This is a genomic window from Flavobacterium galactosi, assembly GCF_048158585.1.
GTDB classification, from domain to species: domain Bacteria; phylum Bacteroidota; class Bacteroidia; order Flavobacteriales; family Flavobacteriaceae; genus Flavobacterium; species Flavobacterium galactosi.
In genome coordinates this window covers 352,007-377,104 of record NZ_JBLNKV010000002.1, presented here as the reverse complement: position 1 = coordinate 377,104, position 25,098 = coordinate 352,007, and the positions used below count along the sequence as shown (strand labels likewise).

The 25,098-nt window shown below is 32.0% G+C and carries 16 protein-coding genes; 6 read left to right on the top strand and 10 right to left on the bottom strand.

The features are described 5' to 3' along the window. Nucleotides 1-2 precede the first annotated feature (2 nt). The 10 genes from ACM55M_RS05660 to ACM55M_RS05615 all read right to left on the bottom strand — a co-directional run bounded on the left by ACM55M_RS05660 (nucleotide 3) and on the right by ACM55M_RS05615 (nucleotide 8,957). On the bottom strand, nucleotides 3-644 hold the full coding sequence (locus ACM55M_RS05660; protein WP_416856609.1) for a phosphoribosylanthranilate isomerase: 642 nt from the start codon (nucleotides 642-644) through the stop codon (nucleotides 3-5). 34 nt (nucleotides 645-678) lie between these two features. Beyond that, on the bottom strand, nucleotides 679-1,458 hold the full coding sequence (gene trpC, locus ACM55M_RS05655; protein WP_416856608.1) for an indole-3-glycerol phosphate synthase TrpC: 780 nt from the start codon (nucleotides 1,456-1,458) through the stop codon (nucleotides 679-681). A gap of 78 nt (nucleotides 1,459-1,536) precedes the next feature. Continuing rightward, complete coding sequence (gene trpD / locus ACM55M_RS05650; RefSeq protein ID WP_416856607.1) at nucleotides 1,537-2,529, bottom strand: anthranilate phosphoribosyltransferase; 993 nt, start codon at nucleotides 2,527-2,529, stop codon at nucleotides 1,537-1,539. 96 nt (nucleotides 2,530-2,625) lie between these two features. Next, nucleotides 2,626-3,192 (bottom strand): anthranilate synthase component II, encoded by a 567-nt coding sequence (locus ACM55M_RS05645; RefSeq protein WP_416856606.1) that lies wholly within the window; start codon nucleotides 3,190-3,192, stop codon nucleotides 2,626-2,628. A gap of 35 nt (nucleotides 3,193-3,227) precedes the next feature. Beyond that, a complete protein-coding gene (locus tag ACM55M_RS05640) occupies nucleotides 3,228-4,628 on the bottom strand; it encodes an anthranilate synthase component I family protein (RefSeq protein ID WP_416856605.1) in 1,401 nt (466 codons plus the stop codon). A 274-nt stretch (nucleotides 4,629-4,902) separates the two neighbouring features. After that, a complete protein-coding gene (locus tag ACM55M_RS05635) occupies nucleotides 4,903-5,469 on the bottom strand; it encodes a YceI family protein (protein ID WP_416856604.1) in 567 nt (188 codons plus the stop codon). 298 nt (nucleotides 5,470-5,767) lie between these two features. Beyond that, nucleotides 5,768-7,045 (bottom strand): hypothetical protein, encoded by a 1,278-nt coding sequence (locus tag ACM55M_RS05630; protein WP_416856603.1) that lies wholly within the window; start codon nucleotides 7,043-7,045, stop codon nucleotides 5,768-5,770. Between the two features lie 219 nt (nucleotides 7,046-7,264). Continuing rightward, nucleotides 7,265-7,831 (bottom strand): YceI family protein, encoded by a 567-nt coding sequence (locus ACM55M_RS05625; RefSeq protein ID WP_416856602.1) that lies wholly within the window; start codon nucleotides 7,829-7,831, stop codon nucleotides 7,265-7,267. 27 nt (nucleotides 7,832-7,858) lie between these two features. After that, complete coding sequence (locus ACM55M_RS05620; RefSeq protein WP_416856601.1) at nucleotides 7,859-8,491, bottom strand: NAD(P)H-dependent oxidoreductase; 633 nt, start codon at nucleotides 8,489-8,491, stop codon at nucleotides 7,859-7,861. A gap of 13 nt (nucleotides 8,492-8,504) precedes the next feature. Continuing rightward, nucleotides 8,505-8,957, bottom strand: coding sequence for a MarR family winged helix-turn-helix transcriptional regulator (locus ACM55M_RS05615; protein ID WP_416849704.1), 453 nt, complete (start codon nucleotides 8,955-8,957; stop codon nucleotides 8,505-8,507). Nucleotides 8,958-9,473: 516 nt separating this feature from the next. Here ACM55M_RS05615 and ACM55M_RS05610 point away from each other — a divergent pair. The 6 genes from ACM55M_RS05610 (at nucleotide 9,474) to ACM55M_RS05585 (ending at nucleotide 25,075) form a co-directional block, all read left to right on the top strand. Further along, complete coding sequence (locus ACM55M_RS05610; RefSeq protein ID WP_416856600.1) at nucleotides 9,474-10,193, top strand: DUF72 domain-containing protein; 720 nt, start codon at nucleotides 9,474-9,476, stop codon at nucleotides 10,191-10,193. Nucleotides 10,194-10,228: 35 nt separating this feature from the next. Beyond that, nucleotides 10,229-10,513, top strand: coding sequence for a SemiSWEET family sugar transporter (locus tag ACM55M_RS05605; RefSeq protein ID WP_416856599.1), 285 nt, complete (start codon nucleotides 10,229-10,231; stop codon nucleotides 10,511-10,513). 139 nt (nucleotides 10,514-10,652) lie between these two features. Beyond that, on the top strand, nucleotides 10,653-12,806 hold the full coding sequence (locus ACM55M_RS05600) for a catalase (RefSeq protein ID WP_416856598.1): 2,154 nt from the start codon (nucleotides 10,653-10,655) through the stop codon (nucleotides 12,804-12,806). Nucleotides 12,807-13,048: 242 nt separating this feature from the next. Further along, entirely contained in the window at nucleotides 13,049-19,081 is a 6,033-nt protein-coding gene (locus tag ACM55M_RS05595) for a PAS domain S-box protein (RefSeq protein ID WP_416856597.1), read from the top strand. A gap of 442 nt (nucleotides 19,082-19,523) precedes the next feature. Continuing rightward, nucleotides 19,524-22,841, top strand: a complete 3,318-nt coding sequence (locus ACM55M_RS05590) for a chemotaxis protein CheB (RefSeq protein ID WP_416856596.1) — start codon at nucleotides 19,524-19,526, stop codon at nucleotides 22,839-22,841. Between the two features lie 89 nt (nucleotides 22,842-22,930). Next, nucleotides 22,931-25,075, top strand: a complete 2,145-nt coding sequence (locus tag ACM55M_RS05585; protein WP_416856595.1) for an ATP-binding protein — start codon at nucleotides 22,931-22,933, stop codon at nucleotides 25,073-25,075. Nucleotides 25,076-25,098 lie beyond the last annotated feature (23 nt).

The window sequence follows — 25,098 nt, the reverse complement described above, 5'->3', positions numbered from 1 at the left end:
TTTTATTTTTTTATTTTATTATCTGTAGAGACCCACTGCAGTGCGTCTCTACATAATTGTGTGTTTTTTAATCCGGGTTCTATTTCAAATTTACTGTTTACATCAATGGCGTAAAGTGGTAAATTTGTTTTCGAAATTTCATTTACAGCGTCCATTTCATTAATTCCGATTCCACCACTCAAGAAAAAGGGTTTGTTCGAAGGATACTTTTCTAATACTTTCCAATCGAATGTGGTTCCGTTTCCGCCGGGTAATTTTCCTTTGGTATCAAAAAGAAAATAATCACAAACGGCCTCAAAGGGTTTCAATACTTCAAAATCAAAAGAATCATCTACCGAGAATACTTTTATAATTTCAATTGAATTATTCATTTTATCCTTTAAATCCAAACAAAATGCAACCGATTCCTGTCCGTGCAATTGAACGGCTTGCAAATCGTATTTTGCTATTTTTTCAAGAATTTCATTTTGTGTAGCATTTACAAAAACGCCTACTTTTTTAATTGATTTAGGTAAATCTGGAATACTATCTTCAAAATATCGAGCTGATTTCTCCCAGAATATAAATCCCATATAATCGGGTAGGAGCGAACCTACTTCGAGTATATTATCGGGATATTTCATACCGCAGATTTTGAGTTTCATATCGTTTTTTATTTAACCCTAACAGGGTTATTTTTTATAGTTGGCTAATAAATTCCGTTGCAGCTTTACCGGCATTGTCCGTTTTCATAAAGTTTTCTCCAATTAAGAATCCTTTGTATCCGTATGGTTTTAATTCATTAATCGCTTCAACGGATGAAATCCCACTTTCGGAAACTTTTACAAAGTCATTCGGGATTTGGGCTGCCAATTGCTTGCTGAAATCTAAACTCACTTCGAATGTTTTTAGGTTTCTATTGTTCACACCAATCATGTCTAATGTTGGCATAATCGATTTTTCCAATTCTTCTTGGTTATGGACTTCCAGTAAAACTTCCAATCCTAAACTTTTAGCAAATTCAGATAATGATTTGATTTCCTCTCTCGTTAAAACCGCTGCAATTAGCAAAATTAAATCGGCTCCATGTGCTTTGGCTTCTAATATTTGGTATTCATCAACAATGAATTCTTTTCTCAATAATGGAATATTTACTGTGGCTCTTGCCAAAAGTAAATCGTCTAGCGAACCACCAAAATATTTTCCATCCGTCAATACTGAAATTCCACAAGCACCAGCATTTTCATAGCCTTTAGTTACTTCTTCCACCGTAAAACTATAATTTATTTCTGCTTTAGAAGGCGAACGACGTTTGTGTTCTGCAATGATTCCGGATGTACTGTTTCTTAAATTGTCACTCAAAGAAAGGGTCTTTTTTCCAAAGAAAACCGAAGCTTCCAATTGCGAAACCGGAATAATGGATTTCTTGAGAATGACTTCTCTTTTTTTGTCAACTATAATTTTATCTAAAATATTCATTCTTATTTGTTTAAAGTTTTCTTTGTTTAAGGTTTAAAGTTATTGAGACAACTTTAAACCTTAAACTTTAAACTATTTTTATTTACTTAATTCCTGTAATATTTTTAAAGTGTTATATCCTTTCCCAGAAAACAAACTTTCCTTTGCTAATTCAAAACCTTCAAGCGGCGTACATTTTGTAACGGTTGCAATTGCCATTGCAGCATTGGCACAAACCACATTATTTTGAGCTTCGGTTCCTTTCCCAGAAATAATGTCAGTAAATATTTGAGCGGATTCTTCGATTGTTTTTCCACCTTCGATTTCGCTTTGCAACAAAAGCCGAACACCAAAATCTTCTGGATTTAGCATTCCTTCCATCGAACTGGTAATCGTTTTTGTAGGTCCTGTTAGGGAAACTTCGTCATAGCCGTCTAGCGAATGCAAGATGGTAAAATTCACATCGGTATTTTGGTACAAATACGCATACATTCTGGCCATTTCTAAATTAAAAACACCGACCAATTGATTTTTTGGAAAGGATGGATTAACCATTGGTCCTAACATGTTGAAAAAAGTTTTTACAGCCAATTCTTTCCGAATCGGACCTACATTTTTCATAGCGGGATGAAATAACGGAGCGTGTAAAACACAAATTCCTGCTTTGTCGATACATTTCTCCAGAAAATCAGTGTCATTACTGAACTTAATTCCCATTTTTTCCATCACATTACTAGAACCAGAAATAGAAGAAACACCATAGTTCCCGTGTTTTGCTACTTTTATTCCAGCTCCCGCAGCTACAAATGAAGCTAAGGTTGAAATATTGAAGGTGTCTTTTCCATCGCCCCCTGTTCCACATAAATCAATAGTATTGTAGGCTGATAAATCCACACGGATGCACAATTCCAACAACGCTTCACGAAATCCGGCAAGCTCTTCGATACTAACGCTTCGCATCATATAAACGGTAAGGAAAGAAGCAATCTGACTGGTGTTATAACTCCCGTTGGAGATATTTACCAATACATTTTTTGCCTCTTCTTGCGAAAGTATTTCGTGATTGATCAGTCTGTTTAGTATGTTTTTCATTTTATATTTTTTTTGCTGCTAAGGCTCAAAGACGCAAAGTTTTGATTTTTTTTAGTTTTTGGCTCCCCCTCCTTCGGAGGGGGTTGGGGGGAGGAACTAATTCTTCACCCAATTCTCCAATATCTTTTTTCCATTTGGAGTTAAAACACTTTCCGGATGAAATTGTACCCCGCGCACATCGTACGTTTTGTGTCGCAAGGACATTACTTGTCCATTTTCGTCGAATGAAGTCGCTTCCAGAACATCAGGTAAATTGGTGTCAACCACCCAAGAATGATAGCGTCCTACTTCAAATTCGTTTCCTAATCCTTCGAATAAAAGTTCATCATCCACTACGGTTTTTACCATCGTTGCTACACCATGATATACTTTATCCAAGTTAGAAAGCGTTCCTCCATATACTTCTCCAATAGCTTGTTGGCCTAAGCATACACCAAAGATACTTTTTGTTGGGCCATATTTTTTAATGACTTCTTTCAATAATCCTGCTTCATCTGGAATCCCAGGTCCGGGAGAAAGAAGAATTTTATCGAAAACTGCAATTTCATCAATATCAAATTCATCATTTCTGTAAACGGTTACTTCGCAATCTAAATCTTCGAGATAATGCACTAAATTATAAGTGAAACTATCGTAATTGTCTATGACTAGTATTTTTTTCATGTTTTTATCTTTCGTCTTGTCTCTTTCGTCTTTTTCTAAATTGTTTCCGCTAAATCCAAAGCGGCATTCAACGCTCTCAATTTATTATATACTTCCTGCATTTCGCTTTCTTCATCGGAACTGGCTATAATTCCTGCTCCGGCCTGACAATGCAATTGGTGATTTTTGCTCAGGAAAGTACGAATCATAATGGCATGATTAAAATTACCTTCAAAATCCATAAAACCAATAGCGCCACCATAAAAAGTCCTATTGGTTTTTTCATAATCTTCGATCAGTTGCATCGCTCTGTGTTTTGGCGCACCGCTTAATGTCCCTGCTGGAAAAGTATCGGCTACGACTTGCATCGTTGTTGCGCTTGGATGTAAATGTCCTGTCACTTTTGAAACCAAGTGAATCACATGTGAGAAAAATTGCACTTCTCTATATTTTTCAACATTCACATTATGGCCATTTCTGCTTAAATCATTTCTGGCCAAATCTACCAACATGACATGCTCACTGTTTTCTTTTTTATCTACAGATAATTCTTTGGCGAGTATGGCATCTTTTTCGTCATCACCGGTTCTTTTGAAAGTCCCTGCGATAGGATGAATTTCGGCTTTACGGTTTTTTACAATAATTTGGGCTTCTGGTGAAGAACCAAATATTTTGAAATCGCCGTAATCAAAAAAGAATAAATAGGGGGAAGGGTTGATGCTTCGCAACGCGCGGTATACATTAAATTCATCGCCTTTAAAACCTTGGGTAAACCTTCTGGATAAAACCAATTGGAAAACATCACCACGGAAACAATGCTTTTTGGCCAAAGCCACATTATGCTTGAATTCGTCATCTGTCAAATTAGAAAATCCGTCTCCTTCTTTAGAAAATTTATAAGAAGCAATATTTCGGGATTGTAACAATTGTTCGATTTCTGAAATGTTATTTCTTCCGTCTAAGCTGTGACAGAAAATATATGCTTCATTTTTGAAATGATTTATGGCAATGATATTTTGGTATACTGCATAATAAACATCAGGAATAGAAATACTATTGTCTTTTTTGGCAATCGTTACTTTTTCGAAATAACGAACAGCATCGTACGAAATGTAACCAAACAAACCATTATTGATGAATTTGAAATTATTCTTTTCGGATTTGAACTGATGCGAAAATTCTTGAATTACCTGTGGAATGTCGGTAGTTTTGTCAATGTTGATTTTCTCAAAACTGCCATCAGGAAAAGTCTTGTAGATAATTTCATTTTCTATTTTTATAGAAGCAATCGGATTGCAACAGATATAAGAAAAACTGTTATCATTTCCGTGATAATCACTACTTTCCAGTAATAAACTATTTGGAAATTTATCCCGAATTTTGAGATACACACTTACTGGAGTAATAGTATCTGCAAGGATTTGCTTATAATTGGTATTGAGTATAAAAGGTTTCAATTTGTATGTTTTTTAGTGTTGTGTGATAGTGATAAAATGGGCACAAAAAAAAGGCCTGTCGTGATGACAAGCCTTTTATATTTATAGTTTAATAATACTATAGGAAGCTTAGTTCACGACGATTGACGTAAATTGTTCCACCACCAAGTATTGTTTATTGTTGTTTTCATCATTTTTTTTCTTGTGACAAATATATAAATGAATTTCGATTATTCAAAAATAAAAAACCAAAAAAAATATTAAATTTCACGCTTTTTTGTTAAATAAATTTTGTCTAAAACACTAAATCAATATTTAATTCAAATTCATCGTAAATTGTTTTGTCTCCCAAATCATCAAAATAACTTCCGGAGCCGTATTTTATATCATATTTTGTTCGGTCAATTTTTAAAGCTGCTGTTGCCGTATTTCCTTTGACAATAAAATCAAATTTTACGGGATTGGTAACTCCTTTTATGGTTAAATCAGCAGTGACAGCATAAACGTTATTGCCTTTATCTCCAATGCTTTTAAAAACTAAATTTGAGGTATTGTATTCATCAACACCAAAAAACTCATCTGATTTCAAATGGCCCTCCAGTTTTATTTTTGACTTTCCTGTTTGATCTGTATTTATTAGTGATTTCATATCCGAAGTAAAATTTCCTCCAACCACTTTATTATTTTTGAAAATAATGTATCCGTCTTTTAGTTTTACTGTTCCTTCATGTTGACCAGTTACCTTTTTTCCAACCCAATTAATTTTACTTTTAGTGACATCAATTTTATTGGTTTGTCCTTCTACTTTGATAAATGTAAAAACTAGTATTAGAACGAGACTAATTTTTTTTAAATTTTCCATGATAATATTTTTAAGTTAAAAGTCAAAGTTGAATAATAAAATAGTGATCCAAATTTATTTATTCAAAATCAAAGTTACAAAATCAATTTCAAGTTTAAATAGTTGATAAGCTATATCTTAGTTAATTTTCACAATGATTTTAAGATGTGGAATTATCAATTAAATGCATTCCAATAACACAATATTTAAGGGACTTTTAAAGTTGGTTTTATTAAAAATTCATTTAATTACAAAAAGAAATCCCAGCAAGATTTGTTGGGATTTATAGGAATTAAAAAATTGAACTCTAAAAAGATGTTTAATTTCTGAGGGTTATATTAGCATTTGCTTTTAGCCTAAAATCAGGTGCTTTTTTAATGTTTGATTCTATGAATAGATCGGAGTTATTGATTTTAGAATACTCCAGAGAAAAAGAATCATTAGCATACCAATTCATTATTTCGATATTATTTGTTGCTACCTCACTTTGGATTTTATCCATGCAATTGTTAATGAGTAAATTATGAAGGTTTATTTTTGCTAAATTTTCTGAAAAAGCACCTATTTTTCCATCTAACAAGGCACAAAGTTTAAAACCTGAAATAACACTGTTACGGAGGCTAAAATAGCTTTTGTCTTTAATGTAAACAGCTTCTTTAACTAAGCCTTGATTGTTATCTTCTAGGTTTGCCAAAGTTATATTTGTGGCAATTATTTTGGTTAATTTTTTAGATAGGTCAGTGTTTTCAATTTTATCGAAAGAATCTATTTCAAAACATCGAGAACCGGAAATATCAGAAGAAAACGGATAACGAATAGCAATACTGTTATTCATATTGCATTGCGCACCTTGTGTAAAATCAAAATCGTCATCAGTTGCTCTGTATGAAATGAGATTTTCAAAATTTATGTCTCCACCATAACACTCAAAGGAATCATCATTGGAGAAGCTGATTTGAATAAAATTAAATTCAGTTTTTCGGCCTACACCTGCTAATGACAATCCGTTAAGTTCTTTCAACGCATTTAGTTTTCTTCCTGAGAATTCGATACGAACATATTTTAATATTCCAGAATTGCTATCTTGGTTTTCTCCTCCATAATGGCTAAGGGTAGGGTCTAAATTAAAATCTAGAAAACCAACCCCTCCAATTTTATTTATAGGAGCTTCTCCAAATAGGATGATACCTCCCCAATCTCCGGGTTTTCTGGATGAAATTTCTCTATTAGAAGTGAAAATTATAGGATCTGTTTCTTCGCCTTCTGCCATAATTTTTGAGCCTTTTGTTATTACGAGTGTACCACATGTTTCAACATCTCCTCTTATAACTGTTCCCGGTTCAATAGTCAACACCGCATTATTAGTGATGTAAACAACTCCAATTAATCGATATGTGTGTTTTTTATACAGCTTAAGATCGGTATCTATTATACCAGTTAAAATATTTGTTGCTTCAGGATATTCTTCAGAAGCAGGTTTAAAATTAGTCCAGTTTTTCATCCAATTAGTTTCACCAATGGTTCCTTTTATTTGTTGTCCATTTATGGACAGGTTGCATAGTAGGCTAATGAATATAACAAATAGGGCTTTTTTCATAATTAAAGTTTTTTGAGGTCAATTCTTTTGATAGGTATGTTTTTATTTCAAAATTACTTCGGATATGTTAAGACAATAAAGGCTATATGTTATTTGATTGTTACTATAAGTTATGGGATAAATGTGTATTGACTTTATATCTATGAGTATTTTTATTTTATTGCAAAAAGAAACCCCAACAGTTTCCTGTTGGGGTTTTTAGTATATTTAAAAAAAATATTAGAATTTCAAAGCTACAGCTAATTCAAAATCATCAGAAATTGCTTTGTCTCCTATGCTACTGAAGATACTTGCAGAATTATATTTGATACCGTATTTTGTTCTGTCCACTTTAAATGTAGTTGCAGCAGTATTTTTTGTTGTTGCAAGATCAAAAGTAATAGGATTAGTTATCCCTTTTATTGTTAAATCACCAGTTACAGTATAAACATTTGGCGCTTTAACAGCTATTTTTTTGAAAACTAATGTTGCAGTTGGAAATTTTTCAGTTCCAAAGAAATCTTCTGATTTCAAGTGACCGTTTAATTTTCCTTGGTATTCACCTTGAAGATCAGTTGCAGTCAATGATGTCATGTCAACAACAAAAGTTCCACCTCTTAATTTTTTTCCTTTAAAAACTAATGTACCTGATTTAAGGTTAACTGTTCCGTTGTGTTGTCCAGTTACTTTTTTTCCAACCCAGTTGATTGAACTGTTTGAAGCATCTACTTTCTTAGCTTGTGCTGTTACTGATAATGTAGATAAAACTACTACTAATGCTAATGCAATTGATTTTAAATTTTTCATGTGTTTAAATTTGATTTTAATTAATAATTATAGTGTAATAAATAATTCTTCGTTTGATTTTCTAACTTTTTTGTAATGTTGAGTTGCGTCCTCATCATGACGATATCCCAATGTTGTAATCAATGTGGCGTTCAGGCCTAGTTTATCTAATCCTAATATTTCGTTTACCTGTGCAGGAACGAAACCTTCCATTGGAGTAGCGTCAATTTTTAGTTCAGCTGCTGCATTCAATAAATTCCCTAAGGCTAAATAGGTTTGTTTTGCTGTCCAAATGTTTTTAACTTCAGTTTCTAATGTAGAAATTTTAGATTTCATAAAATCGCCATAACCAGACAAAGCTTCAATTGGAGTATTTCTTGTTTCACTGATATTTTTCAAATAACTATCAATTGTTGTGTTGTCAACGTTAGTTTCATTTGCAAAAATAATTAGGTGAGAAGCCTCAACAATTTGAGATTGTCCCCATGCCGCTGGCTGAAGTAGGGCTCTTAATTCTGGATTTTCAACGATTATTACTTTATAAGGTTGTAATCCGTAAGAAGATGAACTCAAACGAATGGCTTCTTTTAAAATATTTAAATCTTCGGTTGTTATTTTTTTGGAAGTATCAAATTTCTTTGTAGCATATCTCCAGTTTTGATTTTCTAAAAAAGTATTCATAATTTTAATGTATTTAATTTCTGTATTTTTCTAATAAATAATTTAATTGTTCTAATTCTTCGCTGTTTAATTTTTTCGAAAATAATAGTTCGTGTGCTATTACTTTAGGGTCTAATTCAGTTAAAATGTCTAATCCTTTTTGCGTAATTTGAACTTCAATTTTTCTTCTGTTTTCAGGACAAACATTTCGTGTTACAAATTTTTTTAATAATAATTTATCTACTAATCGAGTGGTGTTACTAGTTCGAGCTAACATACGTTCCTGTATTAAACACATATTTGCCGGATTCCCTTTTTGACCTCTTAATATTCGTAGTACATTATATTGCTCTCCGGATATGTCATATGGCTTCAATATTTCATTGAAATTATCTGTGATAACATTTTGAGTATATAAAATATTCAGAGTAATTTTTTTTGAAATGTCCAATGCTATTGTACTTTTAATTTCATCTTCAATTTTCATGCCTTTATCTTTCTCATTTGTCGGTACAAATGTAACACTTTTTATATTTGTATATACAAGTGTGAGTTATTTTTTTGTTAAAATTATTTTAAGGAACAGTAAAGGATTTATTTTTTATTTTAAACTATTGATAATCAAATGTTTGTATTTATTTTGAAAAAATAAAATCTTATCTGTTTTTTAGATTTATACTGACTACTGAAAATATTTAAATCTGTTTTTGAGTGTTTTGTCAAAATTTATGCCGCTAAATCTTTGAAGTTAAAAATATAACGGAAGTTAAAGAGGGTATAATAATGGTTTTCAGAATTTTAAAAGTATTGTTACAAGTTTTAATATGGATTTTACATTCAAAAAAACAGTACTTTTAATTAACTGATTTATTCAAAATGTCAAGAATAAAATACGGGTAAATAAAGCAGTTAAAATCGATCAGTCTGATTGAAAAAATTAAATTCCCTTAATAAACAATATCATTTCCCTAAAAACAAATAGTAACTTTCATAGTAGTGAAAAATGGAAAATATTTATATAGGCTGTTCAAGTTTTTACAACACGAAATGGGAAAGTATTTTTTATCCGAAAGGGGTGCCGAAAAGTAAATGGTTCGAATTTTATTGCCAAAATTTTAATACGTATGAACTAAACTCCACTTTTTATAACTTTCCTACTCTTAAAAGCTTGCAGGCATGGAACGACAGAAGCCCTGAACATTTCTTATTTTCGGTGAAAGCGCCTAAACAAATTACACATCTCAAAAAATTCATTGATTGTACAACTGAAATTCATGATTTTTATTCCATTTGTAAAGAGGGATTCAATGATAAATTAGGTTGTGTTTTATTTCAATTGCCGCCGAGTATCCAATACAATGCGGAATTATTGGATTTGATAATAAATTCATTAAATCCAAATTATAAAAACGCAATTGAATTCCGCCATGAAAGTTGGTGGTCTCAGAAAGTATACGACCGTCTATCAGCACATGCAATCGTTTTTTGTAGTGTAAATCATCCCACATTGCCTACTGTTATTATTGCCAATACGGCTATTCTTTACGTTAGATTGCATGGCAGTCCAAAAATGTTTTATTCTAATTACCGTCATGAGGATCTCAACATGCTGTATCAAAATATCATTAAAAAAAATAAACTCAAAGAAGTTTATATCTATTTTAATAATACTGCAAGTACTGCAGGAGTTATGAATGCGCTAGAATTGGCGCAACGTTTCTAGTTCGTTTTTTATTGAAAATATTTATTTAAACAGTTATGGATTATATTCAAATACTCGGTTTAGCAGCAGCGGCATTAACCACCGGAGCCAATTTTCCGCAAACCTATAGAATTATAAAAACAAAATCAACAAAAGATATTTCAAAGGTCACTTATTCGATGCTTCTTTGCGGAGGAATCATGTGGTTGGTTTATGGAATTTTTAAATCTGATCTTCCCATTATTATTGCTAATGCAATATCTGCAACAATCTGTGGCATTATTTTGGGCCTTAAATTTTCTTCTCGAAAAGTACTGGAAGATTTGAATAAAAAATTATAAATTACTGTGAATCAAAGTTATGTAAATTTAAAATTCAAGAATATTGTAAATTTAAAATACAATTATGTGAAAAAATTTAACTTTAATAATGTAAATTTATAAAACTTTAGAACGGGTTACAAATCAAAAAGCTATTAAAATGAAAAACAGCAAGAAAAACTTAGATGATTCTGAAAATCAGAAACAGCAGGATTTGAAATTAAATAAATCCGATGGTACGAATCAGTTTATGACTACGGATCAGGGTTTAAAAATCAATGATGATACTAATTCCCTTAAAGCTGGCGAACGCGGACCTTCGTTATTGGAAGATTTTATCTTAAGAGAAAAAATCACCCATTTTGACCACGAAAGAATTCCGGAAAGAATTGTACATGCACGAGGTTCAGCCGCACATGGTTATTTTCAGGTTTATGACTCTATGGAGAAATATACTAAAGCGGGATTTCTTCAGGATCCTAGTGTCAAAACTCCAGTTTTTACCCGATTTTCAACTGTAGCAGGATCAAGAGGCTCAACGGATTTGGCACGTGATATAAGAGGATTTGCAGTAAAATTTTATACAGAAGAAGGTAATTATGATCTAGTGGGAAATAATGTACCTGTATTTTTTATTCAGGATGCCATTAAATTTCCGGATTTAATCCATGCCGTAAAACCGGAACCGAATAATGAAATGCCACAGGCAGCTTCAGCCCATGATACTTTTTGGGATTTTATTTCCTTAATGCCAGAATCGATGCATACCATTATGTGGGTGATGTCGGACAGGGCAATCCCGAGAAGTTTGCGAATGATGGAAGGTTTTGGTGTGCATACTTTTCGTTTTATAAATAAAAAAAATGAATCTCATTTTGTAAAATTTCATTGGAAGCCAAAATTAGGAACACATGCTGTAGTCTGGGATGAAGCTCAGAAAATATCAGGGAAAAATTCAGATTTCCACCGTCAGGATCTATGGGAAGCTATCGAAAATGGAAATTATCCGGAATGGGAATTAGGCGTTCAAATTATTCCTGAATCTGATGAGCATAAATTCGAATTTGATTTATTAGATCCAACTAAATTAATTCCCGAAGAGCTGGTTCCTGTTACCATAATTGGAAAAATGGTGCTAAACCGTAATCCTGATAATTTCTTTGCTGAAACGGAACAAGTAGCTTTTCACCCTGGGCATATTGTTCCGGGAATCGATTTTACAAACGATCCTTTATTGCAAGGGCGTTTATTTTCTTATACCGACACACAATTATCGCGTTTAGGAAGTCCAAATTTTCATGAAATCCCTATTAATAGAACAATTGCACCAATGCATAATAACCAACGTGATGGCCACATGCGTCAGGAAATTAATGTCGGTAGGGTAAGCTATCATCCCAATTCTCTTGGTGGTGGTTGTCCTTTTCAGGCCAAAATTGATGAAGGTGGTTTTACCAGTTTCAATGAAAGGATTGATGCCCAAAAAGTGCGTGACCGCAGCGAAAGTTTCTCGGATCATTTTAGTCAGGCTATCTTATTTTTTAATAGCCAAACACAGATTGAAAAAAATCATATTATAAAAGCATTGCGTTTTGAATTGGGTAAATTAGAAACCCTTGCCATTAAAACCCGCATGTTGGGTTTATTATCGCAAATTGATAAAACATTAGCTGATAAAGTAGCCCAAGGTTTAGGTCTGAAAGTTCCTGCTACTCTGGAAAAACCAATGAATCATGGAATTGGAGCGAATGCTGATAAACAAAAGTATGAACCAAAAAAAGTTATACAAACCATGAAATCTTCGGATGCCTTGAGTATGCTTAAAAACAAAACATTGTCCAACACAATTGCCACTAGACAAGTTGCTTTTTTATGTTCAGAGGGTGTTCATCAGGCCTCCGTTAATGCAATGAAAACTGCATTGGAAAAAGCAGGTGCTACTGCAAAAGTTATCGCACCTCATTTAGGAACTATAAAAACAAGCGAAGGGAATGAACTTGTGGTTGATCAAAGTTTTTTAATCGCCTCTTCTGTTTTATTTGATGCGGTTTACATTCCGGGCGGAAAAAATGCTGGTTTTTTGAGTTCCAATCCGGAAGCAATTGAATTTATCAATGAAGCTTACAAGCATTGCAAAGTCATTGGTGCTGATGAATTTGAAATATTGGGTAAAACTAATATCGATGTAAAATTAGATAAAAATGCAGAACAAGGGGTTGTAATAAGTTCAGAAATTACCGATAAAAATTTCACAAATGCTTTTATAGATGCTATGGGACATCACCGTTTCTGGAACCGTGAAGAAGAACTGTAAATCTATTTGTTACATCATAGTCTATATAAAAAGCTAATTAATTTAAAATAGAATTATTTGCATAAAAGAAAGCCGAAACAAATGTTTCGGCTTTCTTAGGTTTGTAAAGGGACTCTAATCTACGCGAACTGACGAAAATTATCATCAAAAACTAATTACACCCAACGGGTAAATAGATTTAATTTGTTAGGGTATTTTTATTATATTTAAGAAATCTAATAATATTGATTAATATTTGAATTATGAGTATGAAAGAAGCAAAACCTACATATAACGATCTACTCAATAAATTGAAAGAACAAGATTTAGAAATAGATCGATTACTAAAAAAAGAAGAATCATTAACTAAATTCAAATTTTTTATTGAAGAGTCTAATGATTTAGTATGTATTGTGGGCACTGATGCTTTTTTCAAAGAGATAAATCCCGCATTTGTTGGTGTTTTAGGATATTCAAAAGAAGAATTACTTAATAATTCGTTGCTCCATCTTTTACATCCTAATGATCTTGAAAGATCATTAAAAGAGATTGAAAAACTTTCTACGGGGATACCTTCAATAAATTATGAGAATAGATTCAAGAAAAAGAATGGCGAATTTGTTACTATTCAATGGACTGCAAATAGTATTTCTTCTGGAAATATTTATGCAATAGGAAAAGATATTTCAGAGATAAGGAAAACCCAAGAAAAATTAATTAAAAGTGAAAATTTATTAAACCATGCACAAAAAAACGCAAAAATGGGTACTTGGGAATTCAATTTTAGAACTAAAGAAATACTTTGGTCTGATGAATTGTACGCTATTTTTGAAATTGAAAAAAAGAAAGATCAAGATTTATTCCAAGAATATTTAAAGAATTTTTCTAAAGAAGATAAAACGTTATTTCAAGAAAAAATAACACAATTAATGGTTGATAAAAAACCTTTTGAAATCGAACAAAGTGCCACTTTTTTTAATAAAAAAGTAAAATGGTTTAACCAAACTATTTTTCCGCTATTAGATGATAATGACAATGATAATGTGTTTGGAATCAGAGGTAATACTCAAGATTTTACTTTAAAAAAACAAATAGAGGTTGCAGTTAAAGCTGAAGAAAAAGCAGAAGTTGATTATAAACTAAAAGTGATTGAAGAAGAAAGCAATGCTAAGTTTAAAAATTATATAGAATGTGCACCAGATGGAGTTTTTGTATTAGATGAAAAAGGGCATTACTTGGATGTAAACCCTGCAGCAACCCTGTTAACTGGTTATTCTAAAGAGGAACTCTTAACGATGAAGTTTGGTGATTTGTCTTCTGTAGAATCACTAGAAGAATACTTTAAGGAATTCCGAAATCTTTTGAATAATGGAATTGCAAAAAAAGAAATTAAAGCGATTCATAAAAAAGGAGAAATTAGATGGTGGTCAGTTGAAGCTGTAAAACTTTCAGAAAATAGGTTTTTAGGTTTTGCAAAAGATATTACTGAAAGTAAAAAGACAAAAGACAAAATTGCCCAAAATGAAAAGCGTTTTCGTGCCATGTTGGAAAACAATGATGCAGTTGTTTCTTTAATTGATGAAAATTTAAATACTATTTTCCGCAGTTCTTCGGCAGCACGAATTACCGGATGGACTCATGAAGAATTTGAGAAAATTTCTGTCCAAGAATACATACATCCAGATGAAGTAGAATGTATCCAACAAATAATGAAAAAAGCTTTGGCTAATCCTGGACTCCCTTTTCCTGTTTCGCTAAGGGTAAGACATAAAGGAGGATATTATATCTGGATGGAAGGCGTTATCAATAATAAGTTAGATGATCCTGAAATAAGAGGTGTTATAACTAATTTAAGAGATGTTACTGAAAGTAAAAAAGCATTAGAATTACTTCAAGAAGAAAGAAATAAATTTGCTAAAATAGCGGAAACTTCACCAGGACTTATTTATTCGATGCGTCAAAATAAAGATGGTTCTTTATGTTATCCTTATGCCAGTAATGCTGTTGAAGAAATTTACGGATTTACTTATGAAGAAATTGAATATGACGCTAATACCATTTTTTCACTGATTCATCCTGACGATTTAGATTATGTTATGCAAAGCATTATTGAAACAAAATCTAAGTTAGTTCCTCTAAAAGGTAAATACCGTTACAAGCACCCAATAAAAGGATTGGTATGGCACGAAATGAACTCTTTGCCCGTGGTTGAACCGGAAGGAACCGTGATTTGTCATGGAATTATTACGGATATCACCGAAAGTGTTTTGGCCGAACAAAAACTTATTAAAGCGAATCGGCTCTATTTATTTATTAGCCAGATAAACCAGATGATTGTTCGTACTACGGATGAAGAAACTCTTTTTAGTGAGACTTGCGCTATTGCGGTAAGCTTAGGAAAGTTTAAGTTGGCATGGATTGGTATGATTGATTCAGAAACTAAAAAAGTAGTTCCTGTAATGTTTGCAGGAGAAGATCAGGGTTACCTTTCGACAATTAAAACTATTTCAATGGAGTATATACCACCAGAAGGTAGAGGTCCAACTGCAACAGCTATTAAAGAAGGGAAGAGCGTTATTTGCAATGATATTGAAAATGATTTGCGAATGCTCCTATGGACAGAAGAAGCCTTAAAACGAGAGTATTTTTCTTTAATGGCGATTCCAATAATAAAATTTGGTGAGATAATTGGAGCTATTACTTTTTATGCCAATGAAAAGAACTTTTTTGATGCAGAGGAAATCGCATTATTAGAAGAAGCTACGGGTGATGTAGCTTTTGCGTTGGAGGTTTTTGAGAATGAAGCGCTGCGCAAAAAAGCGGAAGAGGCCGTTTTTGAAAGTGAAGTGCGCTATCATACACTTACTGAAGTATCTCCAGTAGGAGTTTTTCGTACTGATATAAATGGACTCACTACCTATGTTAATCCCCGCTGGTGTCAAATTTCGGGGTTATCTTATGAGGAGGCTTTAGGAAACGGTTGGCTAACCGCTGTTCATAATGATGATAAAAAACTAGTGTTTAATGATTGGGAAAAAGCAACTTTTAATCAGGAAATCTCCTTGTCAGAATATCGTTTTGTTCGTCCAGACGGTTCAATTTCATGGGTAATTGGGCAAGCTATTCCAGAGAAGAATACAAAAAATCAGGTTGTGGGCTATATAGGCACAATTACTGATATTACAGAACGTAAAATTGCGGGAGATCTAATTTTAAAGGAAAAACAGCTTTCAGAAACGGTAATTAATAATCTGCCAGGTATTTTTTATCTTTATGACGAATCTGGAAAATTTTTAAAATGGAACAAAAATTTTGAAGAGGTTACCGGGTATACTAGCAATGAAATAGGCCAAATGAGACCATTTGAATTTTATGAAGAAACACAAAAAGAAAGAATTCAGGAAAGAATAAAAATAGTATTTGATAAAAAATCTCCTGGTATAGAAGTTGAATTATTTACAAAAACAAAAAATAAAGTTTCGTATTATATAAATTCACTTGCAATAGAATATGAAGGGAAAAAATGTTTGCTGGGAATGGGCTTAGATTTAACTGAAATTAAAAAAGCAGAAGAAAAAATTAAAACTGCTAATGAACGATTTGAGAGGATTTCAATTGCAACAAAGGACGCTATATGTGAAGTAGATCTATTAACGGGGCAGAGTTGGAATAATAAAGCATTTACTGAGCTTTTTAATTTCGGCAGTAGTGGTGAACCAAGTAATGTAGATAATAAGGTAATATGGCGCTCTAGACTACATCCTGATGATAGCGAAAGAGTTATTAAAAAGCTTGAAGAAACGTATGCCAGTGCTACAAATATTTGGGCGGATGAATTTCGTTTTCAAAAAGGGGACGGTAGTTATGGATACTTTTATGATCGTGCTGTTATTATTAGAGATGAATTAGGAAAAGCAAATCGTTTTGTTGGTTCAATGACTGAAATTACGGAATTAAGAAATGTTAAGGAACAACTTCTTAATAGTGAAGAAAAATATCGCAGCCTTATAGAACAAGCTTCAGATGCTATTTTTATTAATGATATTTCAGGAAATTTACTTGAGGTAAACCAAAGTGCCTGTATGATGCTTGGTTATACTAAAGAGGAACTTTGTACAAAAAAAATAACAGATTTATATAGCGTTGATGAACTTGTCTCTAGACCCATTATGATAAAAGAATTGCTTAGTGGTCAGCAAACTCTAATGGAGCGTAATATGCTGCATAAAGATCAATCGTTGATTTCTGTAGAAATTACTGCCAAAATGCTTGTTGATAAACGTATTGTAGCAATAGTACGAAATGTAAGTAAACGCAAACAAACAGAAGACGAGTTTAAGAAAATGCACAAAAAATTGGAAGCTGTATTAGAAGCAATTCCTGATTTAATGTTTGAAGTTGATATAGAAGGTCGGATTTATAGTTATCATTCTCGTAGAGATGATTTATTAGCATTGCCTGCAGAGCTTTTTCTTGGTAAAATGTTTTCGGAAGTATTGCCTCCAGATGCTGCAAATTTAGGTTTGTCAGCAATACAGGAAGCTGCTGAAAAAGGATTTTCTACAGGGAAACAATACTCATTGGAGTTACCGGATGGTTTACATTGGTTTGAACTTTCAATAGCTCCCATGCAGGAAAGTGTAGACAATGAGCTACATTTTATTTGTTTATCTCGAGATATTACCAGTGCTAAACAATTAGATAGTGCACTGCTAAAAAGTGAGGAAAGATACCGCGGTTTGTTAAATAATCTAGATGCAGGTATAGTTGTTCATGCATCGGATACTTCAATTATTGTTAGTAATCTAAAAGCATCAGAACTGCTTGGGTTGAAAGATGATGAAATGAAAGGAAAAATGGCGATTAGTCCAGCATGGAAATTTTTGAATGAAGACGGTACAGAACTATCGATTGAAAAATATCCAGTTAATCAAATTATTTCGAAGAAGAAATCAATTAAAAATATTACACTTGGAGTAAATCGGTTAGACACGAATAATGTTGTATGGGTTTTAGTAAATGGCTTTCCCAATCTTGATGCTAATGGTAAAATAAATGAAATTGTAATTAGTTTTATTGACGTTACGGAACAAAAAATCATGGAAATGGAGTTGGTTAAAGCTAAAGAACAGGCTGAAGCAGCTAATAAAGCCAAGACTGATTTTCTAGCTAATATGAGTCACGAGATCAGAACTCCATTAAACGGAATAATTGGTTTTACTCATTTATTGATGAAGTCAGATCTGAAGAAAAACCAGTCAGAATATATGACTACCATCAATGAATCTGCAAATTCATTGATGGAAATCGTTAATGATGTTTTAGATTTTTCTAAAATAGAATCTGGAAAATTAGAGTTGGATATTGAAGAAATAAATCTTTTTAAATTAACAAATCAGATTATTAATCTGTTTAAAAATCAAGCCAATCAAAAAAAGATAAATTTAATACTCCATATAGATGAAAACGTTCCGCAATATATTCTTGCGGATTCCATTCGATTAAAACAAGTAATAGTAAATCTATTAAGTAATGCTATAAAGTTTACCCATTTTGGAGAAATACGATTGGATATTACTGAAATAGCCCAAGAAGATATAAAATTGTCAAACATAAAGTTTTCAGTAAAAGATACCGGAATAGGTATAAAAGTAAACAATAATGAAAAAATATTTAATTCTTTTGTGCAAGAAGATAATTCTACGAATCGGAAATTTGGAGGTACTGGATTAGGTTTGGCTATTTCAAATCAGCTTTTAGAATTAATGAACAGTAAATTACAATTAATTAGTAAATACGGTGATGGAAGTGATTTTTTCTTTGTGATTAAATTTATAAAGTCTAAACACAAGAAAAATATAGATTTAATAGCTAGTAATACGATTAATGAGAACGCAATTGTTTTTACAGAAATTCTAGGTGATAAAAAGATTTTAATAGTTGAGGATAATAAAATTAATATGCTTTTAGCAAAAACACTAGTGAAAAGAATAGTTTCTAATTGCACTATTTTTGAAGCTAAGGATGGAAATGAGGCTATTGAAAAATATGTAAAAGAACAACCAGATGTCATTTTAATGGACATTCAAATGCCAAATAAAAATGGATATGAAGCAACTGACGAAATCAGAAAATTAAAAAATTCTGAAAACATTCCAATAATTGCAATAACTGCCGGAATAATGGTTGGGGATAAAGAGAAATGTTTTCAAGCAGGAATGGATGATTATCTGCCAAAGCCAATTATTCAAGCTGATTTAGAAAAAATACTGCATAAATGGATGGATAAAAAATAATTTTATTTTTAAAACAAAAAAAGTGTTTATTGATTTAAACACTTTTTTTGTTTTATACTAGTATCGGTTTGTTTGATGATTATTGAATTTAATTTATTTGTAAAAAATATTTATTTTCACTAAATTTAATATTAATTACCCCTAAATTCAGATTAATATTTAATTTATAATAGTATAGTGTTGGATTAAATGTATATAAGTTATTTTTCGTAGTATTAGAATGAAGTTTATTATTTTAAAAAGGCAATCAATTGTAAAACAGAACTGATTTCTTGGCGAAAGATTAAGAAAATTTAACAGTTTTTACTTTTGTGAAAAAGCAATTTAGTCCATAATAACGTATTAATTTAGCCAAATTATTTTAGCCAAAATAAAAAAAAGTAATTGTGAATGAAGAAATCCGATTCAACAAATAAAAGATATAGAAAATTCTAATTTCGTGATGATAAACAATAATCAAATCAATCTGTTGGAAGACAAAGTTTTAGATTTGAAATCAGATTCAATTTTGTCTGGAACCGATACCAATGATTTTCCAGTCATTGGTATTGGAGCATCAGCTGGAGGACTTGAGGCATTAGAATTGTTCTTTAGAAACATGCCCAATAACAGCGGCATGGCATTTGTAGTTATTCAACATCTGGATCCCACACATGTTGGAATAATGCCTGAGTTATTACAAAGAATGACACAAATGGAGGTTTTACAAGCCACTGATATACTTAAAGTAAAACCAAATCACGTATATGTAATTCCGCCAAATAAAAGTTTATCCATTTTAAAAGGGAGACTGCATTTATTTGATCCTGTTGAATCCCGTGGCTTACGCTTACCAGTCGATGTTTTTTTTAGATCTTTGGCCTTAGACCGAATGGAAAAAAGTATAGGAATCATTCTTTCCGGGATGGGGTCCGATGGTAGCTTGGGATTAAAATCCATTAAAGAAAAAAATGGGATCGTACTTGTTCAAGAACCTTCATCTGCAAAATTTGATAGTATGCCCCGCAACGCAATCGAAGCTGTCATAGCGGATATTATAGCTCCCGCCGAAGAATTGCCCGTTAAACTGATTGCCTTGCTCAAATATTTTCCCGAAATAAACTTGGATTCTGAAGTACTTCTTAAAAGTAAAAGTAGTATTGATAAAGTTATAATCTTGCTTCGGGAACAGTCGGGACATGATTTTTCGATGTATAAAAAAAACACTTTAATGCGACGGATTGAAAAGAGAAAAGCAATACATCAAATAGACAGAATACAAACCTACGTCCGTTTTTTACAAGAAAATCCAAAAGAGGTAGAATTACTTTTCAAAGAATTGTTAATTGGTGTCACCAGTTTTTTTAGAGATACCGCCGTTTGGGAAAAACTCAAAGAGGAAATTATTCCCAATATGTTGAAAAACATACCGGATGGATATACTATTAGGGCATGGGTTCCAGCCTGTTCTACAGGAGAGGAGGCGTATTCTTTGGCTATAGTTTTTGCGGAAGCCATTGCAAAAATTGAAAAAGATAAAAATATTAAATTCCAGATTTTCGCCACTGATTTAGATCTTGTAGCGATAGAGAAAGCCAGAAAAGGAGTTTTTTTATCAAATATTATAAAAGATGTAGCTCCGGAGCGTATCAACAAGTATTTTTATACTGAAAAAACAGGTTATCGTGTGAATGCATCCATTCGCGAAATGATAGTTTTTGCTCCTCACAATGTTATAAAAGACCCTCCATTTACAAAGCTAGATCTATTGACTTGCCGAAATATGTTGATTTATATGGAGCCACAATTACAAAATAAATTGATAATGCTATTTAATTATAGTCTTAATCCAGGCGGGATAATGGTATTGGGAACGGCAGAAACTGTAGGAAACAGTATCAAAGGATTTGAAGTAATTGATTCCAAATTAAAAATTTTTAAACGTACTTCAAAATCAGTTGTTCCTGAATTCACTAATTTTCCAAGTTCTTTTTCCCAAATTAAAAGATTAACCACCGATATTATGAAAGAAACTAAGGTTGTAGAAAACATACAAATCCTTGCAGATCAAATTTTACTTCAGCGTTTTTCACCTGCAAGCATATTAGTTAATAATAAAGGAGACATTATTTATATTACTGGAAGAACTGGAAAATATCTAGAACCAGTTGCCGGTAAAGCAAACTGGAATATACATGCAATGGCTCGGGAAGGTTTGCGAAATGAACTACCTGTTGCTTTCCGTAGAGCATCACAAAGCTTTGATCCGGTAAAAGTTGAAAATGTAAAAATAGTTGAAAACGGGAGTAAATATTTTGTAAATTTAACACTCCAACAGATTGAAAATCCAGATGCTTTAAAAGGGATGATTATGTTGGTATTCAGTGATGTAACGGAAGATATAGAATCGGATGGAAATACATTAAAACAAAAAAAACAAAGTGTTTCCAGAAAACAAAAGGAACTGGAAGCTGAACTAATTCGGTGTAATGAAGATTTGAACAGTACTCGTGAAGAGATGCAAACCTCACAAGAGGAGCTAAAATCGACCAATGAAGAGCTGCAATCGACTAATGAGGAACTGCAGTCCACTAACGAAGAACTTACTACTTCCAAAGAAGAGTTGCAAAGTCTAAATGAAGAATTGCAAACGGTAAATGCAGAACTCCAAAGTAAATTAGTTGATTTTGAACAGGCTAACAACGACATGAAAAACCTGCTCAATAGCACTGAAATCGCTACTCTTTTTCTAGATAAGGTGTTGAATATTCGCAGATTTACTGATCCGGTGACTAAAATATTTAAATTAAGAGGAGCTGATATAGGAAGACCTTTTACTGATTTAGTTTGTGATTTGAAATATCCTGAAATGGAAAGTAATGCGCTTGAAGTTATCAAAACACTTACACCCATTCAAAAGGAAGTTGAGACAAATGATGGCAGATATTACTATGTTAGAATAATGCCCTATCGCACTCTGGACGATCGTATTGATGGAATTGTGATTACTTTTACTGATATTACAACAACAAAACAGGCAGAAGAGTCTCTGAAAATGGAGAATAGATACCGTCGTCTCTTTGAATCAGCAAAGGATGGAATTCTGATTCTGAATTCCGAAACAGGGATGATAATGGATGCAAATCCCTTTTTGGTTGAAATGTTAGGCTATTCACATGATCAATTTATCGAAAAATCTATTTGGGAAATTGGTTCTTTGAAAGACATAGTTGCCAATAAAGATAAATTTTTAGAACTACAAAAAAAGGAATTTGTTCGATATGAAAATTTACCACTTGAAACGGCAAATGGAAGAAAAATAAATGTAGAGTTTGTAAGTAACGTATATTTAGTAAATAATAAAAAAGTGATACAATGTATTATTCGTGATATTTCTGATCGAGTAGAGGCTCAAGATGCATTAGTCTTTTCAGAAACACGTTATAATCATCTTTTTGAATCAGTTAAGGATGGAATTTTATTTCTGAATCCTAAAACAGGAATAATAACAGCCTTAAACCCATTTTTGATTGATTTATTAGGCCATACCAAAGAAAATTTTATTGGAAAAGAAATTTGGGAAATTGTTTTTTTTAAAAATATTATTCCAAATATGGAAAAATTTAAAGAATTAAATCAAAAAGAATTTGTTCGTTTTGAGAATATCAATATTGAAACAGCTGATGGGAAAAAAAGAAACATTGAGTTTATCAGCACAATGTATTTTATAGGAAGTCATAAGGTGATTCAATGCTTTATTCATGAAATCCCGAATCGCTAAGTAAAAAAGTAAATTCAAATAAGAGTAGAACATATATAATTCCCCAATCATATCTTCAAAAAAGACAATATTTAACACAGGCGGAAATTATGAAAAAAACTAAAAATGAATCAGAAGCCATGATAATTCTTCGGGAAAAAGCGGAAGAATTACAAAAAAAGCAACAGTTAAAGTTAGACTCTAATCTTTCTGAAGCCGATACGTTGAAACTTATTCATGAATTTGAAGTTCATCAAATAGAACTTGAAATGCAAAATGAAGAACTTATTCATGCGAAAGAACAGGCCGAAGTTGCTACTGAAAAGTACACGAATTTATATGATTTTGCTCCGTCTGGCTATTTTACGCTTACAAAAACAGGAAAAATTGCAGCACTTAATTTGACGGGATCCCAAATGCTAGGGAAAGAAAGATCTCGATTAATGGAGAGCCAATTCGGATTTTTTGTCACCAATGATACAAAGCCAATTTTTAATCTTTTTTTAGAGAATGTATTTAGCGGTAAAGTTAAAGAATGTTGTGAGGTTGATTTATTGTTAGACAATAATAGTATAACGAATGTTTATCTCACGGGTATAGTTACTCAGGATAGGGAACAAGCTCTGATTTCAGTTGTGGATATCACACAATTAAAATTGGCGGAAAAAGCACTTAGAAAAAGTGAAGAAAGGTATCGTGGATTATTAAATAATATCGATGTTGGTATTATTGTTCATTCTTCAGATACTTCTATTATTTTATCTAATCCTAAAGCGTCGGAGTTGATTGGTTTAAGTAGCAATCAAATGAAGGGCAAAATAGCAATTAATCCAGTATGGAGACTTGTAAATGAAAATTATGAAGCTTTGCCAATTGAAAATTATCCTATAAACCAAATTATTAGCCAGAAAAAACCAATCAAAAATTTTATCATGGGAATTAAAAGACCCGATAATTCTAAAACGATATGGCTTTTATTAAATGGATTTCCCGTTTTTGATTATCAAGGAGAAATAACAGAAGTAATTATAAGTTTTATTGAGATTACGGAAATGAAAATGTTGGAAATAGAATTGACAAAAGCAAAAGATCAAGCCGAAGCCGCGAATAAAGCGAAGTCAAGTTTTCTTACTAATATGAGTCATGAAATTAGAACTCCATTAAACGGAATAATTGGTTTTACTGAATTGTTGATGAAATCAAATCTTGATAAAAATCAGCTAGAATATATGAATACCGTAAATGAATCGGCAACGATATTAGCTGAAATTGTAAATAATATTTTAGATTTTTCAAAAATAGAATCCGGAAAATTAGAATTAAATATCGAAGAATTAAATCTCTTTGAACTTGCACGCCAAGTTGTTGATCTTTTCAAATATCAGGCGGCTTTAAAAAATATAGATTTAGTTTTAAATATTGATAAAAACGTACCTCATTATGTCTTTGGGGATTCCATACGATTGAAACAGATTCTAGTAAATTTAATTGGGAATGCATTAAAATTCACAAAAACAGGTCAAATTGTATTAGATATTCATAATAAATCTAACTCAGGAGTTAATACTGCTAACTTACATTTTTCAGTAAAAGATACCGGTATTGGTATAAAACTACAAAATCAAGATAAAATATTCCAGTCTTTTGTTCAAGAGGATAATTCTATAACACGTCTGTTTGGAGGAACTGGCTTAGGATTAGCAATTTCAAATCAACTTTTAAGTTTGATGAACAGCAAATTAGAGTTAATAAGTAATTATGGACACGGAAGTGATTTTTTCTTTACCATTGAACTTAAAAAATCGAAACATTTGATAGAGCCAAGTCATAGTGAAAGTAATCGAAAAGGGGAAGATGAAATTATACCTACTGAAATTTTAAATCCCATCAAAATATTAATTGTTGAGGATAATAAGATTAATATGCTTTTGATAAAAACACTTCTTAAAGCTATAATTCCTAATTGTATAATAGTAGAAACTTCGGATGGAATTGGGGCAATAAAACTGTGTAAAAAAGAGCAACTGGACCTCATTTTAATGGATATACAAATGCCAATAAAAAATGGATATGAAACGACCGCTGAAATTAGAAAATTACAAAAAGCTAAAAACATTCCTATTATTGCCTTAACTGCCGGAATAATGATAGGAGAAAAAGAAAAATGTTTTGAGTCAGGGATGAATGATTACATTGCGAAGCCTATTGTTAAATCAAATCTAGAACTAATTCTGCATAAATGGTTGGATAAATAATTTTAATTATTGTCAAAATAAAA